Raw genomic sequence first — 17,913 nt, forward strand, 5'->3', positions numbered from 1 at the left:
TGCTCAGCGCTCCTGCCCGGCACGGGTGGCAGCCTGTTCGGCTGCGCGCCCGCGTGGGCCGTGAAAGTATTCTTGGATCCAGGTGTCGTTGGTCTTCTCGACCTCGGCCAGCGGGCCGGCCACCAGGACCTTCTTTTGCGACAGCACCGCAATGCGGTCGGTGATGGTGTACAGGGTGTCGAGGTCGTGGGTGATCAGGAACACCGACAGGCCCAGCGCATCGCGCAGGGTAAGGATCAACTGGTCAAATGCCGCGGCACCGATCGGGTCCAGGCCAGCCGTGGGTTCGTCGAGGAACAGGATGTCCGGGTCCAGGGCCAAGGCGCGGGCCAGCGCTGCGCGCTTGATCATGCCCCCCGACAACGAGGCCGGGTACTTGTCGGCAGCCGAGATCGGCAACCCGGCAAGGGCCAGTTTCACCCCGGCCAGGTGCTCGGCATCGCTACGGGACAGCCCGGCGTGCTCGATCAGCGGCAAGGCCACGTTTTCGGTCACCGTCAGCGAAGAGAACAGCGCCCCCTTCTGGAACAGCACGCCAAAGCGCCGCTCGACCAGTGAACGCTGTTCTTCGCGCAGGCCGGTCAGGTCCTGGCCGAGCACCTTGATCTGCCCTTCATTGGGCCGGCGCAGCCCAATGATGCTGCGCAGAAGCACCGATTTGCCGCTGCCTGAACCGCCTACCACGGCGAGGATTTCGCCGCGGTACAGGTCAAGGTCAAGGTTTTCATGCACCACCTGGCGGCCGAAGCGGTTGCAGATGCCGCGGGCTTCGATTACGCAATTCTGGCCACTCACCAGCCCATCTCCATGAAGAACAGCGCTGCCACCGCATCCAGCACGATGACCACAAAAATCGACTGCACCACTGCCGAGGTGGTGTGTGCCCCCACCGACTCGGCGCTGCCGCTGACCTTGAAGCCTTCCAGGCAGCCGATGGCGGCGATCAGGAAGGCGAAGAACGGTGCCTTGGCCAGGCCTACCAGGAAGTGCTGCACGCCAATGTCGGTTTGCAGCAGCGACAGGAACATGGCCGGTGAAATATCCAGTGTCAGGGCGCATACCACCGCCCCGCCAACGATGCCGCAGATCATGGCGACAAAGGTGAGCAACGGCAGCGAAATCAGCAGAGCCAGTACCCGCGGCACCACCAGCAGCTCCATGGGGTTGAGGCCCAGCGTGCGGATGGCGTCAATTTCTTCGTTGGCCTTCATCGAGCCGATCTGCGCGGTGAACGCGCTGGCAGTGCGGCCGGCCATGAGAATGGCTGTCAGCAGCACGGCGAACTCGCGCAGGAACGAGAACGCGACCAGGTCGACGGTGAAAATGGTCGCGCCGAAGTCGGCCAGCACCGTGGCCCCGAGAAAAGCGACTACGGCGCCTACCAGAAAGGTCAGCAACGCAACGATGGGCGCGGCGTCCAGCCCGGTCTGCTCAATATGTGCCACCACAGGAGTGAAGCGCCAGCGATGTGGCTGGAAGGCGCGGCGCAGCAAGGTTTCCAGAATCACACCGACGAAACCAAGCAGCTGCATGCTGTCCTGCCACAGCGTGCCGACGGCGCGGCCGATACGCTCCAGCAGCAGCAACAGCACATTGCGCTCGGGCTCCTTGACCGGGATGCAGTAATCCTGGACCGAACAGTAGACGTTTTTCAGCAGCGCCTGGCTGGCTTCAGGCAGCGCGTGGGTGCAGTGCGACAGGCGCTCGGAGCCTAGCAGTTCGGCCAGCAGCGAAGCGCCGGCAGTGTCCAGGCGGCCCAGCTGGCTGAGGTCGGCGACGGTGTCGGCAGGGCACTGCGAGCGCAGGCGCTCGCTCTCGCGCTTGAGGTTGGCGTAGTGTGCCAGGGTCCAGTCACCGGTAATACGCAGGCAGGCCGGTTGGCTGCTGGTGTCCAGGGTGGCGCTGGGGTTGGTCATAGGCTCCATGCAATTGACTCGGCGCTAAGGCTTAGGGGCTGATCATAGCGCAGGGGGCATGGGCTGTTTGGTGATTATGTGCTGTGTGTACGCTTGGCAACAGTGACCTGGAGCCGCCTTGTGCTGCGCAAGGCAGGGGGTCAACTACTCGCGGGTGCATCATTGACCACCTTGAAGCGCAGCACGCCGATCACTTGCCCATCCTCGGTCAGCACCCTCACCTGCCACTTGCCTACCGGGTTGGGCGGGAAGTTCTGCTTGTGGGTCCAGGCACGATAGCCTTCCTTGCGCCCGCCGTGGATGTCCAGGGCAATGCGGTCGACCTCTTGGCCGTCCTTCTGCCACACGTGGTAGATCCGCTCGTTCAGGCCGCGTGGCGCGTTGATGGCGGTGTAGGCATACAGGCCACTGCTGCGGATGCGGCTGGCGGCAATTTCGTCCAGCGAGTCGCCCGGTTGGCGGTTCATTACTTCGGTACTCACCGCCACCTCGGTCATCCACAGGGTTGCCGGCGGTACCCAGGAGCGCAGCAGCCAGCCACCGGCACCGACCGACAGGGTAACCAGCACCAGTGCCACGGCGCGGCGCCAGTTGTTGATCGGGAAGCTGCTGGCCAGGCTGGGGAATGACAGGGCCATGGCCGCGATCAGGGCCAGCTTGAAGCTTTGTGCGGTGGTCAGGTGCAGGATGATCGGTAGCGCGGTCAGCAGAGCGGCGAACAACGTCAGGGTATGCAGCGCCAGGAACAGCCAGCGCCGTGGTGCCAGCCACTTGTAGTACAGCGGGTCGGTGATCGAAACCAGGCCGGCGGCGCCGAGCAAGCCGGTGAAGACCAGCTGACCGCTGTTCCAGGTGGTGGTGATGAAAAAGAACGGCAGCACGAAGAACAGCGTTTCCTGGTGGATCATCTGCGTTGCGTAGCGCAGCAGCGGCTGAGGGATCTCGCGGTTGAAAGTGCGCGCGAACAGCCCGGTGAGGGTGTTCTCCAGCATCAGCCAGACCCAGCTGACCAGCATGAGCACGGCGACCCAGCTGGCCAGGCCAGCCTGGCGGTCGACCAGGATGAAGCTGCCGATACCGGAGAGGAAACCGCCGAGCGCAATGATGCCGGGGTAGCGCTTGAGTAGTTCGATGATGCGCTGGACGATATGGGGGATTTGGGGCATTGGGGGCTACGACAGAAAAGTGAGGTGGCTGTGCCAGCCTCTTCGCGGGCAAGCCCGCGAAAGGGTCGGTACTGGCAAAAGGATACCGCCGATTTACCGCTGCCGTGTAGCACCACTGGGCCGTTCAGGTCCATGCCGCCGCCAGCGCAACAGCCCCGCCGCCAGGCCCAGCCCCACAAGCAAGGCCATCAGCCCGTAAAGCTCGTCATAGCCTAGCAACGGCTTTTCGATGCGCACATAGCCATCTTCCTTGAGCAGATCCTTCAGTGCCTCGTCGGCCTGTTCCAGGCTGACCTGGCGCAGCTTGCGCATCGGGTTGGCAAAGCGCCCGTCGGTATAGTCGTTCAGCGCCCCCCAGTAGTAGTCGGCCAAGGCGCTGTTGCCTTGGGTGCTCCAGCTTTCCTTGGCGATGCTGGCTTCCTTGATGCGGGCGAAGGTGTCCGGGTCCAGGCCTTCCTTGCGCAGGTGGTCGAACAGGGCCTGCATCACCTTGACAGCCTTGTCGATGTCATCGCGCTCAAGGTCCGCATTGAGGCTGAGCAAGCCGGTGTCGCCAAAGCTCTCACGCTGCACGGAGGGGCCGTAGGACAGCTCGTTGCGCAGGCGCAGCTGGTCGTACAGCGCCCAGTCCAGGTAGCGCGACAGCAGGTCGAGGGTGGCTTGGTGGTCATTGTCCAGCACCGGCTCGATGAACAGCCAGTGCAATTTGACGCCATCACCCAGCCAGCCGCGGGTCAGGTTGCGACGCTGCTCGGCCTGTCGGGTGATGCTTTCAAGGTTGCGGCGCTCTTCGGGTTCAGTGGCGGGCAGTTCGCCAAACGACCGCTCCAGATAGGCCGGAAGCAGGCGGTCGAGGCCACCGACCATGATCAGGGTCATGTTGTTGGCGGCGTACCAGCGTTCACGCAGCGCCTGAACTTGCGCCAAGGTCATGTCGTCGAGGTTGGAGCGCTCCGGGCATTTCAGCCCCAGCTCGGTGGCCAGTTGGTCGCTGGCGGGGTGGCCGATATCCTGGCGGTCGAGCCAGCGCTGCAGATGGCCATAGTGGCCGCCGTCCTCGCGCTCTATGATGCGCTTGGCGGTGGCCAAGGCCTTGGCGTCGATGGTGGTATCGCGGATGACTGCCAACAGCAGGTCGAGGATCTTGCGCTGGTTGCGTGCCGGGGCCTCGATGACAAAGGTGGTGTCGGCACTGCTGGTATAGGCGTTCCACTCTCCGCCGAGCGCTTGCAGGCGCTCTTCCAGCCCGCCTTCGCCTGTCTCGTCGATGCCACTGAACAGCAGGTGCTCAAGCAGGTGTGGCAGCTCTTTCTGCTCGCAGTCGAAATCATCCAGGCCCACGCCGACCACCAGGCGAATCGCCACATGGTCACGTTCGTAGCCGTCTTTCAGGATGACCTGCAGACCATTGGGCAACAGGTAGCCTTCAACCCGCGAGCGGTCGAGGGCGAACGAGGGCAGGCTGCAGATCAGCAGGCAAACGAACATCAGGCAACGCATGGGCGAGCGAGGGTCCTCAGCTAGGAGAAATCACGGCAGGCGGGCTTCATCGGGCACACTGTCGAGCATCAGCCCTCCGGTGTCCGAGCCGCCCAGTACCACATAGGCACTGCTACAGAACAAAGAGTTCAACCGCTTCATGTCGGCGATCAGCTCCAAGTGTAGCGAACTGGTCTCGATACTTTGCACGACCTTGCGCTGCAGGCGGCTGACATGGGCGTGGGCGAGGCGCCGTTCCTGGGCACGGAACCGGCGTTTTTCCCGCAGCAGCAAGCGGGCGCTTTCCGGGTCGGCACTGAGGAACACCGACAGGCCCAGGCGCAGGTTGGCCAGCAATTGCTCCTGCAGGCCGGTCAGCTCTTCCAGGCCTACCTGGGAAAACTCCCGTCGCTGGCTGGTTTTCTGCTGCTGGACCTTGCGCAGCATGCGTTCGATCAGGTCACAGGCGAGTTTGAGGTTAATCGACAGCTCGATGATTTCGGCCCAGCGGCGGTTGTCCTGTTCGCTGAGGTCTTCCCGTGACATCTGCGCCAGGTACAGCTTGATTGCGCTGTACAGGGCTTCGGCGTCTTCGCCCAAGGCGCGAACTTGCTGTGGCAAGGCGGTCTGGGTGCCACGCAGGGCTCCAAGCATGGCTTCGAGCAGGCTGTCGACGATGTCCCCCAGGCGCAAGGTCTCGCGGGCGGCGTTGGCCAGGGCCAGGCTGGGCGTTTCCAGGGCCGAGGCGTCAAGGTGGCGCGGGCGCACCTGACCATTGCCGATTTCCCGTTCAGGTAGCAGGGCGTTGCACAGCCGACCCATCGGTTTGACCGTGGGCAGCATGATCAGACAGCGCAGCGTGTTGTAGAGCAGGTGAAAGCCGATGACCAGTTCCTGAGGGCTGAAACTCAGCGAGTCCATCCATGCCACCAGCGGGTGCAGCACAGGGATGATCAGCACCAGGCCGATCAGCTTGTATAGCAGGCTGCCCAAGGCCACCCGACGCCCGGCGGCGTTCTGCATGCTGGTACTGATGAAGGCCAGCAGCCCGCTGCCGATGTTGGCGCCGACCACCAGCCCGATGGCGACCGGCAGGCTGATCAGTTCGGCGCCGGCCAGTGTCGCTGTGAGCAGAACCGCAGCCAGGCTGGAGTAGGAAATCATGGCGAACATTGCCCCGACCAGAGCGTCGAGCATGATGTCGCCGGTCAGTGAGGCAAACAGCACTTTCACGCCTTGGGCTTGGGTGATCGGCGCAGCTGCCTGCACGATAAGTTCGAGTGCCAGGATGATCAGGCCAAGCCCGATGCCCACCCGGCCCAGTTGGCCGGCCCGTGTCTGCTTGCGCGAAAGGAAGAAGATCACGCCAAGGAAGATCAGCAGCGGCGACAGCCAGGACAGGTCGAAGGTCAGTACCCGGGCCATCAGTGCGGTACCCACGTCGGCACCCAGCATGATCGCCAAGGCCGGGGTCATGGCCATCAGGCCTTGGCCGACGAACGAGGTGACCAGCATGGCCGTAGCGTTGCTGCTTTGAACCATGGCCGTGACCAGAATACCGGCGATGAATGCCAGCGGGCGCTTGTCCATGTTCTGGCTGATGATGCGTCGCAGGTTCGAGCCGAATACCCGGAGGATGCCGGTGCGCACAATGTGGGTACCCCAGACCAGAAGCGTCACGGCCGAGAGCAGGTTGAGCAGGGTCAGCATGGCGAAGGCCCCCTGTTGCATAGGCCCATCGGGCCAAGAAAAGAAACGTGAGCATTTGAAGAATTTTCGGTGCTCACTCAAAGCTTTAGTTGTTTTGCCCAGCTGTCGCCAGCTTCGCATGGCAGTCATTTATTTGAAACAGATCTTGAAACGAATGACTGCCCGTGAGGGCTGCTTCGCGGGCAAGCCTCCACAGTGACAACGCGCAGGAAAAAACGCACAGAAAAAAGGCATTAAAAAGGGCCCTGCGAAGGGCCCTTGTTGTGCTGCACTTCCTTGGCCTTATTGACCCGGAATGTCCTTGCGCAGTTTCACCGGTTCATGATCCTTGCCATCCTTGCGGGCCATGGCGGTGCGCATGCGGATGTTGATGGCCTCCACCGCCAGCGAGAAGGCCATGGCGAAGTAGACATAGCCCTTCGGCACATGCACTTCGAACGCTTCAGCGATCAGTACAGTACCGACCACGATCAGGAACGACAGCGCGAGCATCTTCAGCGACGGGTGCTTGTCGATGAAATTGCTGATGGCGCCGGCGCACAGCATCATCACCAGCACGGCCACAACGATGGCGGCGATCATCACCGGTACGTGGGAAACCATGCCCACAGCGGTGATCACCGAGTCCAGCGAGAACACGATGTCGATGATGGCGATCTGGATGATGGTGTAGAAGAACTTGCCACCTGCGCCTTTGGGCTCCTCTGCGTTCTCGTCCTCGCCTTCCAGGCCGTGGTAGATCTCTTGCGAGCTCTTCCACAGCAGGAACAGGCCACCGAAGAACAGGATCAGGTCACGCCCGGAGATGCCTTGGCCAAAGACCACGAACAGGTCGGCGGTGAGGCGCATGACCCAGGTAATCGACAGCAGCAGCATGATACGGGTGACCATGGCCAGGGCCAGGCCGAAGATCCGGGTGCGTGGCTGCATGTGCTTGGGCATGCGGCTGACCAGAATCGAGATCATGATGATGTTGTCGATACCGAGGACGATCTCAAGCGCGGTAAGGGTGAAAAAGGCAACCCAGATTTCCGGGCTGGTCAGCCATTCCATGTATTTTCCTTCGAGCGGTAATGGCAACGCGCCCCGGTCAGGGCGCGTCGCGTACGTGATACGGATGTATTAAAGACTACTGAACAGCGGGAAAATCCCCATCAGCAGTGCGCCGAGCATTATGCACAGGCATACCAGCACTGCCCACTTGAGCGTGAAGCGCTGATGATCGCCGAACTCGATACCGGCCAGGGCTACCAGCAGGTAGGTGGAGGGTACCAGCGGGCTGAGCAGGTGTACCGGCTGCCCGACGATCGACGCACGGGCCATTTCCACCGGGGTGATGCCATAGTGGCTGGCGGCTTCGGCCAGCACCGGCAGCACGCCGTAGTAGAACGCATCGTTGGACATGAAGAACGTGAACGGCATGCTCACGATCGCGGTGATCACGGCCAAGTATGGGCCCAGCGCCTCGGGGATGACCGCCAGCAGGCTCTTGGACATGGCGTCGACCATGCCGGTGCCGGACAGGATGCCGGTGAAGATGCCGGCGGCGAAGATCAGCCCGGTCACGGCCAGTACGCTGCCGGCGTGGGCGGCGATGCGGTCCTTCTGCTGTTGCAGGCACGGGTAGTTGACGATCATGGCGATACTGAAGGCAATCATGAACAGCACTGGCAGCGGCAGCAGGCCGGCGATCAGCGCGACCATCAGGGCGGCGGTCAGGGCACCGTTGAAGTACAGCAGCTTGGGCCGGCGTGCGTCCGGGTACTGCGAGACGGTGATTTCGCTGTGGTCGATGTCGTCGGTAGGCAGATGCAGTTCGCCCAGGCGGGCACGCTCACGCTTGCCATACATGTAGGCAATGGCCAGGATCGCCAGTACACCGAACAGCATGGCCGGGATCATCGGTACGAAGATGTCTGACGGGTCTACGTGCAGGGCGCTGGCAGCACGCGCGGTCGGTCCACCCCATGGGGTCATGTTCATCACGCCGCCGGCGAGGATGATCAGGCCGGCCATGATCCGCGGGCTCATGCCCAGGCGGCTGTACATCGGCAGCATGGCGGCGCAGCAGATCATGTAGGTGGTGGCACCGTCACCGTCGAGCGAGACCACCAGGGCCAGTACAGCGGTGCCGACCGAGACTTTCAGCGGATCGCCCTTGACCAGCTTGAGGATCTTGCGAACGGCCGGGTCGAACAGGCCGGAATCGATCATCAGGGCGAAATAGAGGATGGCGAACATCAGCATCACGCCGGTAGGTGCGAGCTTGCTGATGCCCTCTAGCATCATGGGGCCGATCTTGGCGGAAAAACCACCGAACAGGGCGAACAGGATCGGTACCAGAATCAGCGCGATCAAGGCCGAAAGGCGCTTGGTCATGATCAGGTACATGAACGTGATGACCATGGCAAAGCCGAGGAAGGTCAGCATGGCAATACTCCAGGCGTGGCGCGGCGAAAGGACAGTCGATTCGGGCGTATCAGCGCGTAGGGCGCTGTGCGGGGAGCATGCGGAGGGGGACTACGAAAAGGCGGGCACAGGAATACATCAGAATCACCATTGTTGTTGTTGATTGGGCCGGGCGCGGTATTGACCGGGTGCCCTGGCTGACCGGTCTTGTGCCGGTAGTGGGCGCTATCCTAAAAGGGCAAGCTTTCAGCCAGCTTTCGCTGAAGCAAAGGTGACGAGAGGTAGGTGATGCAGGATGTAACCGAAGGTGGCTGCCATTGTGGAGCCCTGCGTTATCGGCTGGAGGGCAACCTGACGGACATTGCCCACTGTCATTGTTCGATCTGCAGGCGGGTCAGCGGTGGACTGGTGGTCACCTGGCTTACCCTGCCCCGTTCTGGGTTCCAGTGGTTAACGGGCGAGCCGAGCTGCTATGTGGCGCCTGCCAGTTGCAGCCGCTACTTCTGTGGGCAGTGTGGGGCGCATGTGGCGCTGGTGACCACGCATAGCCCGCAGACGATCGATGTAACGGTGGCGACGCTGGATCACCCTGAGCGGGTACGAGCCAACCGACATATCTGGGCAGGCAGCCGGTTGCCTTGGCTGCATCTGGATGAGGATTTGCCCTCGGAAGATGAGGAGCGCCTGTAGGCGCGGGCTCGCCCGCGAAAGGGCCAGCCCTTCATACATCACAACTGCAGGCCACCAGCAGCCTTGTGCAACGCCCGCAAGTGCTCGCCGATCTGCTTCACGTTTGCCTCGACCGCTGCAATTTCCTTGGCTCGCGACGGCTCCAGCAGCGCCCTCACCTCTTTATCCAGGCTGGTGCTCAAGCGCAACAGCTGTGCCTGGCGCTCTCTGCTCACCTGCTCCAGGTGCTTGCGCTCTTCTGGCTGCGGCAGCCCATAGCCTTTGGAATCGAGCAACTCTGCCGGGCGGCTGAGAAAACCGCTGTTGGCAAGCATTTGCTTGAGCGTGGCATCGGCTTTGTTGATGCTGCCATCCTTCAAGGCTGCGGCATTCAGGTAACGCTGCTTGACTTCGTCCTGGGCCAGCAGAAGCTGCCGGCGCAGGCTGGCCTGCTCAAGCAGAAGCAGTGCCGCACTGGTGCGCAGGTCAGCCTTGGCAAACCAGCTACGGCGCTGCTCGGCATTGAGGGCCAGCCAGTCTTCAACCAGAGCTTGCTTGATTGGCAACTGCTTTCTCAGCACCTCGAACATGGCCTGGTACCGGTCGCGGTAAGAATCGAAGCGGTAGCCCAGGCGTAACGCTTCGCGCGGGTTATCAAGCACGCTGGTATCTGCCAGCCCCCTGCCCTTGAGCACTGCCAGCAAACCGTTGGGCATGATGCTGTCTAGGTCGTTGAGGCGTGGATTGGCGGTGCCGCTGCGCAGCAGCTTCAACGACTCCACGGCACAGTTGTTGGACAGGAACCAGTAGTTGCCGTCATAGCTCCAGTGCATCTCGGCGGCCTGGCGCACCAGGTTCTCGATTTCGTCGCGGCTGAGCTTCAAGGGCACCGAGGCCAGGCTGCGCAGCTCGGTCTTGGTGTATTCGTCGATCACCTGGCCCAGCGGCAGCACGAATAGCCTCGATGGATAGTTGCCGACCAGGCCGTCCCAGCTGGACAGTTGCACGTCGTTGACGAAGGCGCGGTACGACAGCACCAGGCTTTGATCGAGGTCCAGGCGGCAGTCTGGTCCGCGTGGGCGGCCCGGCTTGCAGATCACCAGGCGCAGCATGCTGTGCCCCCAGCGGCTGACCAGGTTCTGATTGGCTTCAGCCAGCAGATAGTCCACTTCGTAGACCCGCTCTGGGTCGATTTCACCTAGCGGCTGGCGGGCGAAGTCGCTGCCGGCATTGATGAATGGCAGGCCCTTGGCACAGGTGTCCTGTTGGGGTGCCCAGCCGAAGTGTTCGCGAAGGTACTGATACAGCGCCGGGCGACGGCAGCTGTAGCTCGGGTCGAGGAGGAAATACTCCATGTTGACCGCGATGTATTCCTTGGGGCTGCTCAACTCATAGCTGTCGGGGCTGCGCACGAATTGGCCATTGTGCTGTTCGCGCTCGCCTCGTCGGCCCACGTACTGCTGCCACCCGGCCAGGTCGAGCAGGCGTGGGTCGTCGCTCAGGGTGAAGCGGCGCTCGGCCTGCCCGCGGCATTCTTCCGGCAGGCCGACCTTGCCCAGCGTACCTTGCTGGCGTTTGCAGCGTGCAATCAGCGCATTTTCGGCGCTGGGCCACAGGCGGGCACGGTCGTAGAGATGGGTGAGCTCGTGCAGCACGGTGGCCAGCAGCTCTTCATGCACCGTGCCATGTGGGCGGTCGGTGCGCTCGGCGGCGGCGCTGCCATCGGCGAGGCTGGGCAGCAAGCGGCGGTTGAGCTCGAGGGTGGATATCAGTGATGCCTGCCCATAGGCGTCGGCAGGCATGTTGTCGCTCCAGCTGACCCGCACGCGGCGGTCCAGCTGCTGCTTGAAGCGCGGTGGCAGCTTGCCCATGGCCTCGTCGAGCAGGGCTTGGGAGGCTTTTGTTTGTTGTGGGTCGAGGCCGGACGCCTGCAGCTCAAGCTGCAGGTCGGCCAAGGCGGGCGTGCCGAGCAGCGTCAGGGCGCAGCCAAGCAGCCAGGCACGCACGCGCTTCACAGTGCGAGTATGGCTTCAGCCAATACCTGGTCGCTGGCGCCGCGCGCTTCCGGTACTCGCTCGCGCAGGGTATTGAAGGCCGCCTCGAGTTGGACGCCGCGGATGTCACCGTTGCTGGCGACGAAGCTTGCAGCGTCGTCGTGGGCTTCGCGCACCACTTTGGAGTCGCGGATCGAGGTGGTGGTGTCTGAGGTGAAGTCGATCGAACGGCCAAAGGCACGCACGATGATGTTGCTGGTGGCCACCAGGGTCTGTGCCTGGGCCAGGTCGGCCAGCAGCAGCATGCCGAGGGAAGCGGCAATCAGCGGTTTGCGCATGGAGCATCTCCGAAAAATACAGGGAGTCAGATGTAGTTATTGGACGAGAATTGCCTGCGCCAGTTCCAGATCGCCGACGGCGTGCCGTGCGCAATTGTGGCGTAATGATTCCAGGGCGGCTTCCAGGCGTGCACCACGGATCAGCCCGTCGCTGGCAACGAATGCGGCGGCATCGTCGCGGGCCTGTGTAAGCAGTTTGCGATCGAATGGTGCGACTGTGAACTGGCTGGTGACATAGCCGGTGATGACCAGGCTTTGTGTGGTGGTATCCATGGCATGGGCGCTGGCCATGCCTGCGGCGGCGAACAGCAATGGCAACAGATAACGCATGAGCTTTCTTGAAGGCTGGAAAAATGAACGGCGAAGCCTACCTCAGGTGCGAGGGCCGAAGCCAACGCACCTGTTGTGCATGGCGCGTATCAGAGTGCCAGGATGGCCTGGGCCAGCTGTGCATCGCTGGCTTGCAGGGCCGGCATGTTCGAACGGATGTGCACAAAGGCGCTTTCCAGTCGGGCGCCGCGGATAGCGCCCTGAGTGCCGACGAAGCTGGCTGCGTCATCGCGGGCTGCCTGGACAATCTTGTCGTCGCGGAAGGAAGAGCTCACGTCGGATGTGGCGTCGGTGGAGGCAGCAACGGCGCCCACTACCGCGTCGGTGGTGACAACGAAACTGGTGGCATTGGCAGTGCCAGCCAGGCCAAGCAGCAGGGCGGCGCCAAGCAGGTGTTTACGGTTCATGATGTGGACTCCTGGGTAGGTCAGGTTGGTTCTGCTGTATCGGACGTTTGCAGGGCTCGTCACGGTACGTTTTCTTCAACGGGTTCCAGCAGACGGTTAGGCCAAGCGTATCACGCAGTGCTGTGTAGAGATGACAACGACTGCTGTGTCAGACAACTGTTAAGGCGAATTTTCGTTTTTGTAAAACTGTACTGGTCTCAATCTGAAGCACGCGACTGCGCGTCTCTCGGGCAATAAAAAACCCGCTGCAGTCACCTGCAACGGGTTTGAGGAATTCACGGTGCCGGCGAAGCCGGCAAGCCGGGAGCTTAGCGCCAGAAAGGCTTGCTCAGCTCTTCGTAACGCTGCGACTCGCTGATACCGGCGTCTGCCAGCAGGCGGGAGTCCAGGCGAGCCAGTTGACGACGGCTGGTCATACGGCGCTGCCACAGCAGCAGGGTCGACAATGCGCGCAGTGGCAGCGAAGTGTTGGATTGCTGGGCGTTGCTTTCAAAAACCAGACCGGAACTGAGGGTACGTTCCATGATGCTTCATCCTTCCGCTTATGGCGGCATTAGGTAGTGATTTAACTGATGCCAATGATCCTCCTCTGTCGTCCATAACAGTAGATACAGTTCGGTGGAAAGACGATGGCTCAGTTAACTGTGTAACCCTACTGTTGCACTCGAAATAGGCGTAACTGTACTGGTCCGCACTTATTTGGTGCGTTCTGATTCGAAGAAGGGGATTTGTCAGTCGGGAAGGTCTGAAAGAACCAGTACAGTAGTACAGATTATGCTGCTAGTAGAGGCGTGGCGTAGTGATAGAAGGGTTTGACTGTTATGCCCCATTCGCGGGCAAGCCCGCGAAGAGGCCGGAACAGCGGAAGCAGGGCCGCCGTTCCGTACCACATCTGGATCAGCTGGCCAGCATGCGCCCGGTTTCTTCCAGGTTTTCGTGCCAGCTCAGGGCTTCACGCAGGATGTGCGGGGTATGGCCGCCACGCTGGCAGGCGCGGTCGAAGTAGTCGTTCAGCGCAGCGCGGTAGTCTGGGTGCACACAGTTGTCGATGATCGCTCGCGCCCGTTCGCGCGGCGCCAGGCCGCGCAGGTCCGCCAGGCCCTGCTCGGTGACCAGGATGTCCACGTCGTGCTCGGTGTGGTCGACATGGCTGACCATTGGCACCACGCTGGAAATCGCCCCGCCTTTGGCAATCGACTTGGTGACGAATACCGCCAGGTGGGCGTTACGGGCGAAGTCGCCGGAGCCACCGATGCCGTTCATCATCCTGGTGCCACAGACGTGGGTGGAGTTGACGTTGCCGTAGATATCGAACTCCAGTGCGGTGTTGATACCGATGATGCCCAGGCGACGCACTACTTCCGGGTGGTTGGAGATTTCCTGCGGGCGTAGCACCAGCTTGTCCTTGTAGCGCTCCAGGTTGCCGAACACATCGGCATTGCGGCGCGTCGACAGGGTGATCGAGCTGCCGGATGCGAAGCTAAGCTTGCCGGCATCGATCAGGTCGAAGGTGGAGTCCTGCAGCACTTCGGAGTACATGGTCAGGTCTTCGAACGGCGACTCGATCAGGCCGCACATCACCGCATTGGCAATGCTGCCAATGCCGGCTTGCAGCGGGCCGAGCTTGTTGGTCATACGGCCTGCATCCACTTCCTTCTTGAAGAAGTTGATCAGGTGGTCGGCGATGCCCTGTGTTTCATCATCTGGCGGCAGCACAGTGGACGGCGAGTCCGGCTGGTCGCTGATGACGATACCGACGATCTTGGCCGGATCGATCGGGATCGCGGTGCTGCCGATACGGTCGTCCACCTTTACCAGCGGGATTGGCGTGCGAGTCGGGCGGTAGGTTGGGATATAGATGTCGTGCAGGCCTTCGAGGTTGGTGTTGTGCGAGAGGTTGATCTCCACAATCACCTGCTTGGCGAAGATTGCGAAGCTGGCCGAGTTGCCCACCGAAGTGGTTGGCACGATGTGGCCTTGCTCGGTGATGGCCACGGCTTCGATGACCGCGATGTCCGGCAGCTTCAGCTGCTGGTTGCGCAGTTGCTCGACGGTTTCCGACAGGTGCTGGTCAATGAACATCACCTGGCCGTCATTGATGGCTTTGCGCAGGGTGCTGTCGACCTGGAACGGCATGCGGCGGGCCAACACACCGGCCTCGGTCAGTTGTTTGTCCAGGTCATTGCCCAGGCTGGCGCCGGTCATCAGGCTGATTTTCAGTGGCGATTGCTTGGCACGTTCGGCCAATGCATGCGGTACGGCCTTGGCTTCGCCGGCGCGGGTGAAGCCGCTCATGCCGACAGTCATGCCGTCCTCGATCAGACCAGCGGCATCAGCCGCACTCATTACCTTGCTGTGCAGGGAGGACAAGCGGATACGATCACGGTACATGGATTGTTATCTCGGGCTACTGAAACTACTGCAGCGCAGTCTAGAGATTTCGCCCATTGCCGTCCCACGACCATGGTCGTATGAGAAGCCTTGTATTTGAGCCGTTGATCCGGATCAATAAAAGAAAAGCCCCGGCAGATTCTGACCGGGGCTTCCTTTATATCAGCTGGTTTGCAGCGGCTGGTGTCACTCCACCGCCTTGACCATGTCCTCGATGACCTTCTTGGCGTCACCGAACACCATCATGGTCTTGTCCAGATAGAACAGTTCGTTGTCCAGGCCGGCATAGCCGCTGGCCATCGAGCGCTTGTTGACGATGATGGTCTTGGCCTTGAACGCTTCGAGGATCGGCATGCCGGCGATTGGCGACTTGGGATCGTTCTTCGCCGCCGGGTTGACCACGTCGTTGGCGCCCAGCACCAGCACCACGTCGGCCTGTCCGAACTCGGCGTTGATGTCTTCCATCTCGAATACCTGATCGTACGGCACTTCAGCCTCGGCCAGCAGTACGTTCATGTGCCCGGGCATACGGCCCGCCACCGGGTGAATCGCATACTTCACGGTCACGCCGTTGTGGGTCAGCTTCTCGGTCAGCTCTTTCAGCGCGTGTTGTGCGCGGGCTACCGCCAGGCCGTAGCCCGGAACGATGATCACGCTGTCGGCGTTGCTGAGCAGGAAGGTGGCATCGTCAGCCGAACCGGACTTCACCGGCCGCTGTTCTTGCGAACCTTGCGCCGCGCCAGTGTCGGTATCGCCACCGAAACCGCCAAGGATGACGTTGAAGAACGAACGGTTCATCGCCTTGCACATGATGTACGAGAGGATGGCACCGGACGAACCTACCAGGGAACCGGCGATGATCAGCATCGAGTTGTTCAGCGAGAAGCCGATGCCGGCCGCTGCCCACCCCGAGTAGCTGTTGAGCATCGACACCACCACTGGCATGTCGGCGCCGCCGATCGGAATAATGATCAGCACACCCATGATGAAGGCCAGGACCAGCATCAGGGTGAAGGCACTGTAGTGGCCAGTGAAAGTGAACAGCAGGCCCAGGGCGATGGTGGTCAGGCCAAGGATCAGGTTCAGTTTGTGCTGGCCAGCGAACTGTACCGGTGCGCCCTGGAACAAGCGGAACTTGTACTTGCCCGACAGCTTGCCAAAGGCGATCACCGAACCGGAGAAGGTAATGGCACCAATGGCGGCGCCGAGGAACAGTTCCAGGCGGTTACCGGTGGGGATCGGGTCGCTGATGGCAGCCACAATGCCCATCGACTGCGGCTCTAGTACGGCGGCGATGGCGATGAATACCGCGGCCAGGCCGATCATGCTGTGCATGAAGGCGACCAGTTCGGGCATCTTGGTCATTTCGACGCGCTTGGCCATGATCGAACCGGCGGTGCCACCGACCAGCAGGCCGACGATGACATAGCCGATACCGGCAGTGGCAAGTTCAGCCCCGAGCTTATAAATGAGGCCAACCGTAGTGAGGATGGCGAGCCCCATGCCGATCATGCCGAACAGATTGCCGCGCCGCGAGGTGGTCGGGTGCGACAGGCCCTTGAGCGCCTGGATGAAGCACACCGAGGCGACGAGGTAGAGGAGCGTTACCAGATTCATGCTCATGCTTACTTCTTCGCCTCGTTCTTGGTTTTCTTCTTGAACATCTCAAGCATGCGGCGGGTGACCAGGAAGCCACCGAACACGTTGACTGCGGCAAGGGCCACGGCCAGGGTGCCCATCAGCTTGCCAGCCGGGGTCACGGTCAGGGCCGCGGCTAGCATGGCGCCGACGATGACGATTGCCGAGATGGCATTGGTGACCGCCATCAGTGGGGTGTGCAGCGCCGGGGTGACGTTCCACACCACGTGGTAGCCCACATAGATGGCCAGCACGAAAATGATCAGGTTATAGATGCCGTGGGAAATCAGCATGTCTTCCATTGTCGTGCTCCTTAGCCGTTTTTGCGGACGACCTGACCATCACGGCACATCAGGCAGGCCGCGACGATGTCGTCTTCGAGGTTGATGATCAGCGCGCCATCCTTGTCGAACAGCAGCTTCATGAAGTCCAGCAGGTTGCGTGCATACAGTGCCGAGGCATCGGCACTCACCTGGGCCGGCAGGTTGGTCGGGCCGACGATGATCACGCCGTTCTCCTGCACCACCTGGTCTGCGACGGTCAGCGGGCAGTTGCCGCCTTGGGCTGCAGCCAGGTCGATGACCACCGAACCAGGCTTCATCTGCGCCACGGTTTCGGCGCTTAGCAGGGTCGGCGCCTTGCGCCCGGGGATCAGCGCGGTGGTGATGACGATATCCGCCTGCTTGGCGCGCTCGTGCACGGCCTGTGCCTGGCGCTGCATCCAACTGGCCGGCATTGGTCGGGCATAGCCGCCAACACCTTCGGCGCATTCTCGCTCCTCGTCGGTCTCGTATGGCACGTCGATGAATTTTGCACCCAGTGATTCGATCTGCTCTTTCACTGCCGGGCGAACGTCGGATGCTTCGATCACCGCACCCAGGCGCTTGGCTGTGGCGATGGCCTGCAAGCCGGCAACGCCGGCGCCCAGTACCAGCACGCGTGCGGCCTTAACGGTACCGGCAGCGGTCATCAGCATTGGCATGAAGCGTGGGTAGTGATGGGCTGCCAGCAACACGGCCTTGTAGCCGGCGATGTTGGCCTGCGACGACAGCACGTCCAGGCTCTGCGCCCGCGAGGTTCGCGGTGCGGCTTCCAGGGCGAAGGCGGTAATGCCGCGTTCGGCCATCTTGCCGATCAGTTCACCGTTGAAGGGGTTGAGCATGCCCACCAGAAGGCTGCCGCTGTTGATCAGGGCCAGTTCCTGGTCGTTGGGGGCGACCACTTTGAGTACCAATTGGGCGCCGTAGGCATCGGCGGCGCTCCCAAGGGAAGCACCCACGGCTTCATAGGCACTGTCCGGAATGGCGGCGTTGAGCCCTGCCCCCCGTTGAACGGTGACCTGATGGCCCTGGCCAATCAGTTTCTTGATGGTTTCGGGGGTCGCAGCGACCCTTGTCTCACCGGTCTGCGTCTCGAGAGGAACACCAATGTGCACGACTATTTCTCCTGCGGTGACCTTTTGTCTT

Annotated in this window: 17 protein-coding genes; 1 reads left to right on the forward strand and 16 read right to left on the reverse strand. The window is 61.8% G+C overall.

The features are described 5' to 3' along the window. Positions 1 to 3: 3 nt before the first annotated feature. From AC3RCM_RS00795 to AC3RCM_RS00825, 7 genes are all read right to left on the reverse strand, one after another. Entirely contained in the window at positions 4 to 795 is a 792-nt protein-coding gene (locus AC3RCM_RS00795) for an ABC transporter ATP-binding protein (protein ID WP_010951535.1), read from the reverse strand. Then, on the reverse strand, positions 792 to 1,925 hold the full coding sequence (locus AC3RCM_RS00800; protein ID WP_064490880.1) for an ABC transporter permease: 1,134 nt from the start codon (positions 1,923 to 1,925) through the stop codon (positions 792 to 794). The genes AC3RCM_RS00795 and AC3RCM_RS00800 overlap by 4 nt, the downstream gene beginning before the upstream one ends. A 131-nt stretch (positions 1,926 to 2,056) precedes the next feature. Beyond that, positions 2,057 to 3,082 carry a DUF5924 family protein gene (locus AC3RCM_RS00805; protein WP_064490879.1) on the reverse strand — a complete coding sequence of 342 codons (1,026 nt, stop codon included), beginning with the start codon at positions 3,080 to 3,082 and terminating at the stop codon, positions 2,057 to 2,059. 93 nt (positions 3,083 to 3,175) lie between these two features. Then, positions 3,176 to 4,582: a M16 family metallopeptidase gene (locus tag AC3RCM_RS00810; protein WP_492629300.1), complete on the reverse strand. Its 1,407-nt coding sequence runs from the start codon at positions 4,580 to 4,582 to the stop codon at positions 3,176 to 3,178. A 30-nt stretch (positions 4,583 to 4,612) separates the two neighbouring features. Beyond that, positions 4,613 to 6,271 carry a Na/Pi cotransporter family protein gene (locus AC3RCM_RS00815; protein ID WP_010951539.1) on the reverse strand — a complete coding sequence of 553 codons (1,659 nt, stop codon included), beginning with the start codon at positions 6,269 to 6,271 and terminating at the stop codon, positions 4,613 to 4,615. 282 nt (positions 6,272 to 6,553) lie between these two features. After that, entirely contained in the window at positions 6,554 to 7,324 is a 771-nt protein-coding gene (locus AC3RCM_RS00820) for a TerC family protein (RefSeq protein WP_020192918.1), read from the reverse strand. A 69-nt stretch (positions 7,325 to 7,393) separates the two neighbouring features. Further along, entirely contained in the window at positions 7,394 to 8,701 is a 1,308-nt protein-coding gene (locus AC3RCM_RS00825) for a CitMHS family transporter (RefSeq protein ID WP_010951541.1), read from the reverse strand. A gap of 267 nt (positions 8,702 to 8,968) precedes the next feature. On the opposite strand from AC3RCM_RS00825, the gene AC3RCM_RS00830 reads away from it, so the two are divergent. After that, entirely contained in the window at positions 8,969 to 9,370 is a 402-nt protein-coding gene (locus AC3RCM_RS00830; protein WP_049588409.1) for a GFA family protein, read from the forward strand. A gap of 38 nt (positions 9,371 to 9,408) precedes the next feature. Here AC3RCM_RS00830 and AC3RCM_RS00835 read toward each other — a convergent pair whose 3' ends face one another. The 9 genes from AC3RCM_RS00835 to AC3RCM_RS00875 all read right to left on the reverse strand — a co-directional run bounded on the left by AC3RCM_RS00835 (position 9,409) and on the right by AC3RCM_RS00875 (position 17,882). Next, complete coding sequence (locus tag AC3RCM_RS00835; protein WP_064490877.1) at positions 9,409 to 11,364, reverse strand: DUF7844 domain-containing protein; 1,956 nt, start codon at positions 11,362 to 11,364, stop codon at positions 9,409 to 9,411. Further along, the gene (locus tag AC3RCM_RS00840; RefSeq protein WP_003252932.1) at positions 11,361 to 11,681 is read right to left on the reverse strand and encodes a DUF2388 domain-containing protein; all 321 of its coding nucleotides are present in this window, start codon (positions 11,679 to 11,681) and stop codon (positions 11,361 to 11,363) included. Before AC3RCM_RS00840 ends, AC3RCM_RS00835 begins: the two co-directional genes overlap by 4 nt. 36 nt (positions 11,682 to 11,717) lie before the next feature. Next, positions 11,718 to 12,011 carry a DUF2388 domain-containing protein gene (locus AC3RCM_RS00845; RefSeq protein ID WP_064490876.1) on the reverse strand — a complete coding sequence of 98 codons (294 nt, stop codon included), beginning with the start codon at positions 12,009 to 12,011 and terminating at the stop codon, positions 11,718 to 11,720. Between the two features lie 89 nt (positions 12,012 to 12,100). Then, positions 12,101 to 12,418: a DUF2388 domain-containing protein gene (locus AC3RCM_RS00850; RefSeq protein ID WP_014589278.1), complete on the reverse strand. Its 318-nt coding sequence runs from the start codon at positions 12,416 to 12,418 to the stop codon at positions 12,101 to 12,103. A gap of 308 nt (positions 12,419 to 12,726) precedes the next feature. After that, positions 12,727 to 12,942 carry a DUF1127 domain-containing protein gene (locus AC3RCM_RS00855; RefSeq protein ID WP_003252924.1) on the reverse strand — a complete coding sequence of 72 codons (216 nt, stop codon included), beginning with the start codon at positions 12,940 to 12,942 and terminating at the stop codon, positions 12,727 to 12,729. A gap of 373 nt (positions 12,943 to 13,315) precedes the next feature. Beyond that, a complete protein-coding gene (gene scpC / locus AC3RCM_RS00860; RefSeq protein ID WP_064490875.1) occupies positions 13,316 to 14,809 on the reverse strand; it encodes a succinyl-CoA:acetate CoA-transferase ScpC in 1,494 nt (497 codons plus the stop codon). Positions 14,810 to 14,995: 186 nt separating this feature from the next. Beyond that, positions 14,996 to 16,432 carry an NAD(P)(+) transhydrogenase (Re/Si-specific) subunit beta gene (locus AC3RCM_RS00865; protein WP_003252919.1) on the reverse strand — a complete coding sequence of 479 codons (1,437 nt, stop codon included), beginning with the start codon at positions 16,430 to 16,432 and terminating at the stop codon, positions 14,996 to 14,998. Between the two features lie 2 nt (positions 16,433 to 16,434). Then, on the reverse strand, positions 16,435 to 16,749 hold the full coding sequence (locus tag AC3RCM_RS00870) for an NAD(P) transhydrogenase subunit alpha part 2 (RefSeq protein ID WP_003252914.1): 315 nt from the start codon (positions 16,747 to 16,749) through the stop codon (positions 16,435 to 16,437). An 11-nt stretch (positions 16,750 to 16,760) separates the two neighbouring features. Continuing rightward, on the reverse strand, positions 16,761 to 17,882 hold the full coding sequence (locus AC3RCM_RS00875) for a Re/Si-specific NAD(P)(+) transhydrogenase subunit alpha (protein WP_020191551.1): 1,122 nt from the start codon (positions 17,880 to 17,882) through the stop codon (positions 16,761 to 16,763). Between the last annotated feature and the right edge of the window lie 31 nt (positions 17,883 to 17,913).

It is taken from the genome of Pseudomonas sp. GW823-FHT05G12 (assembly GCF_058795575.1).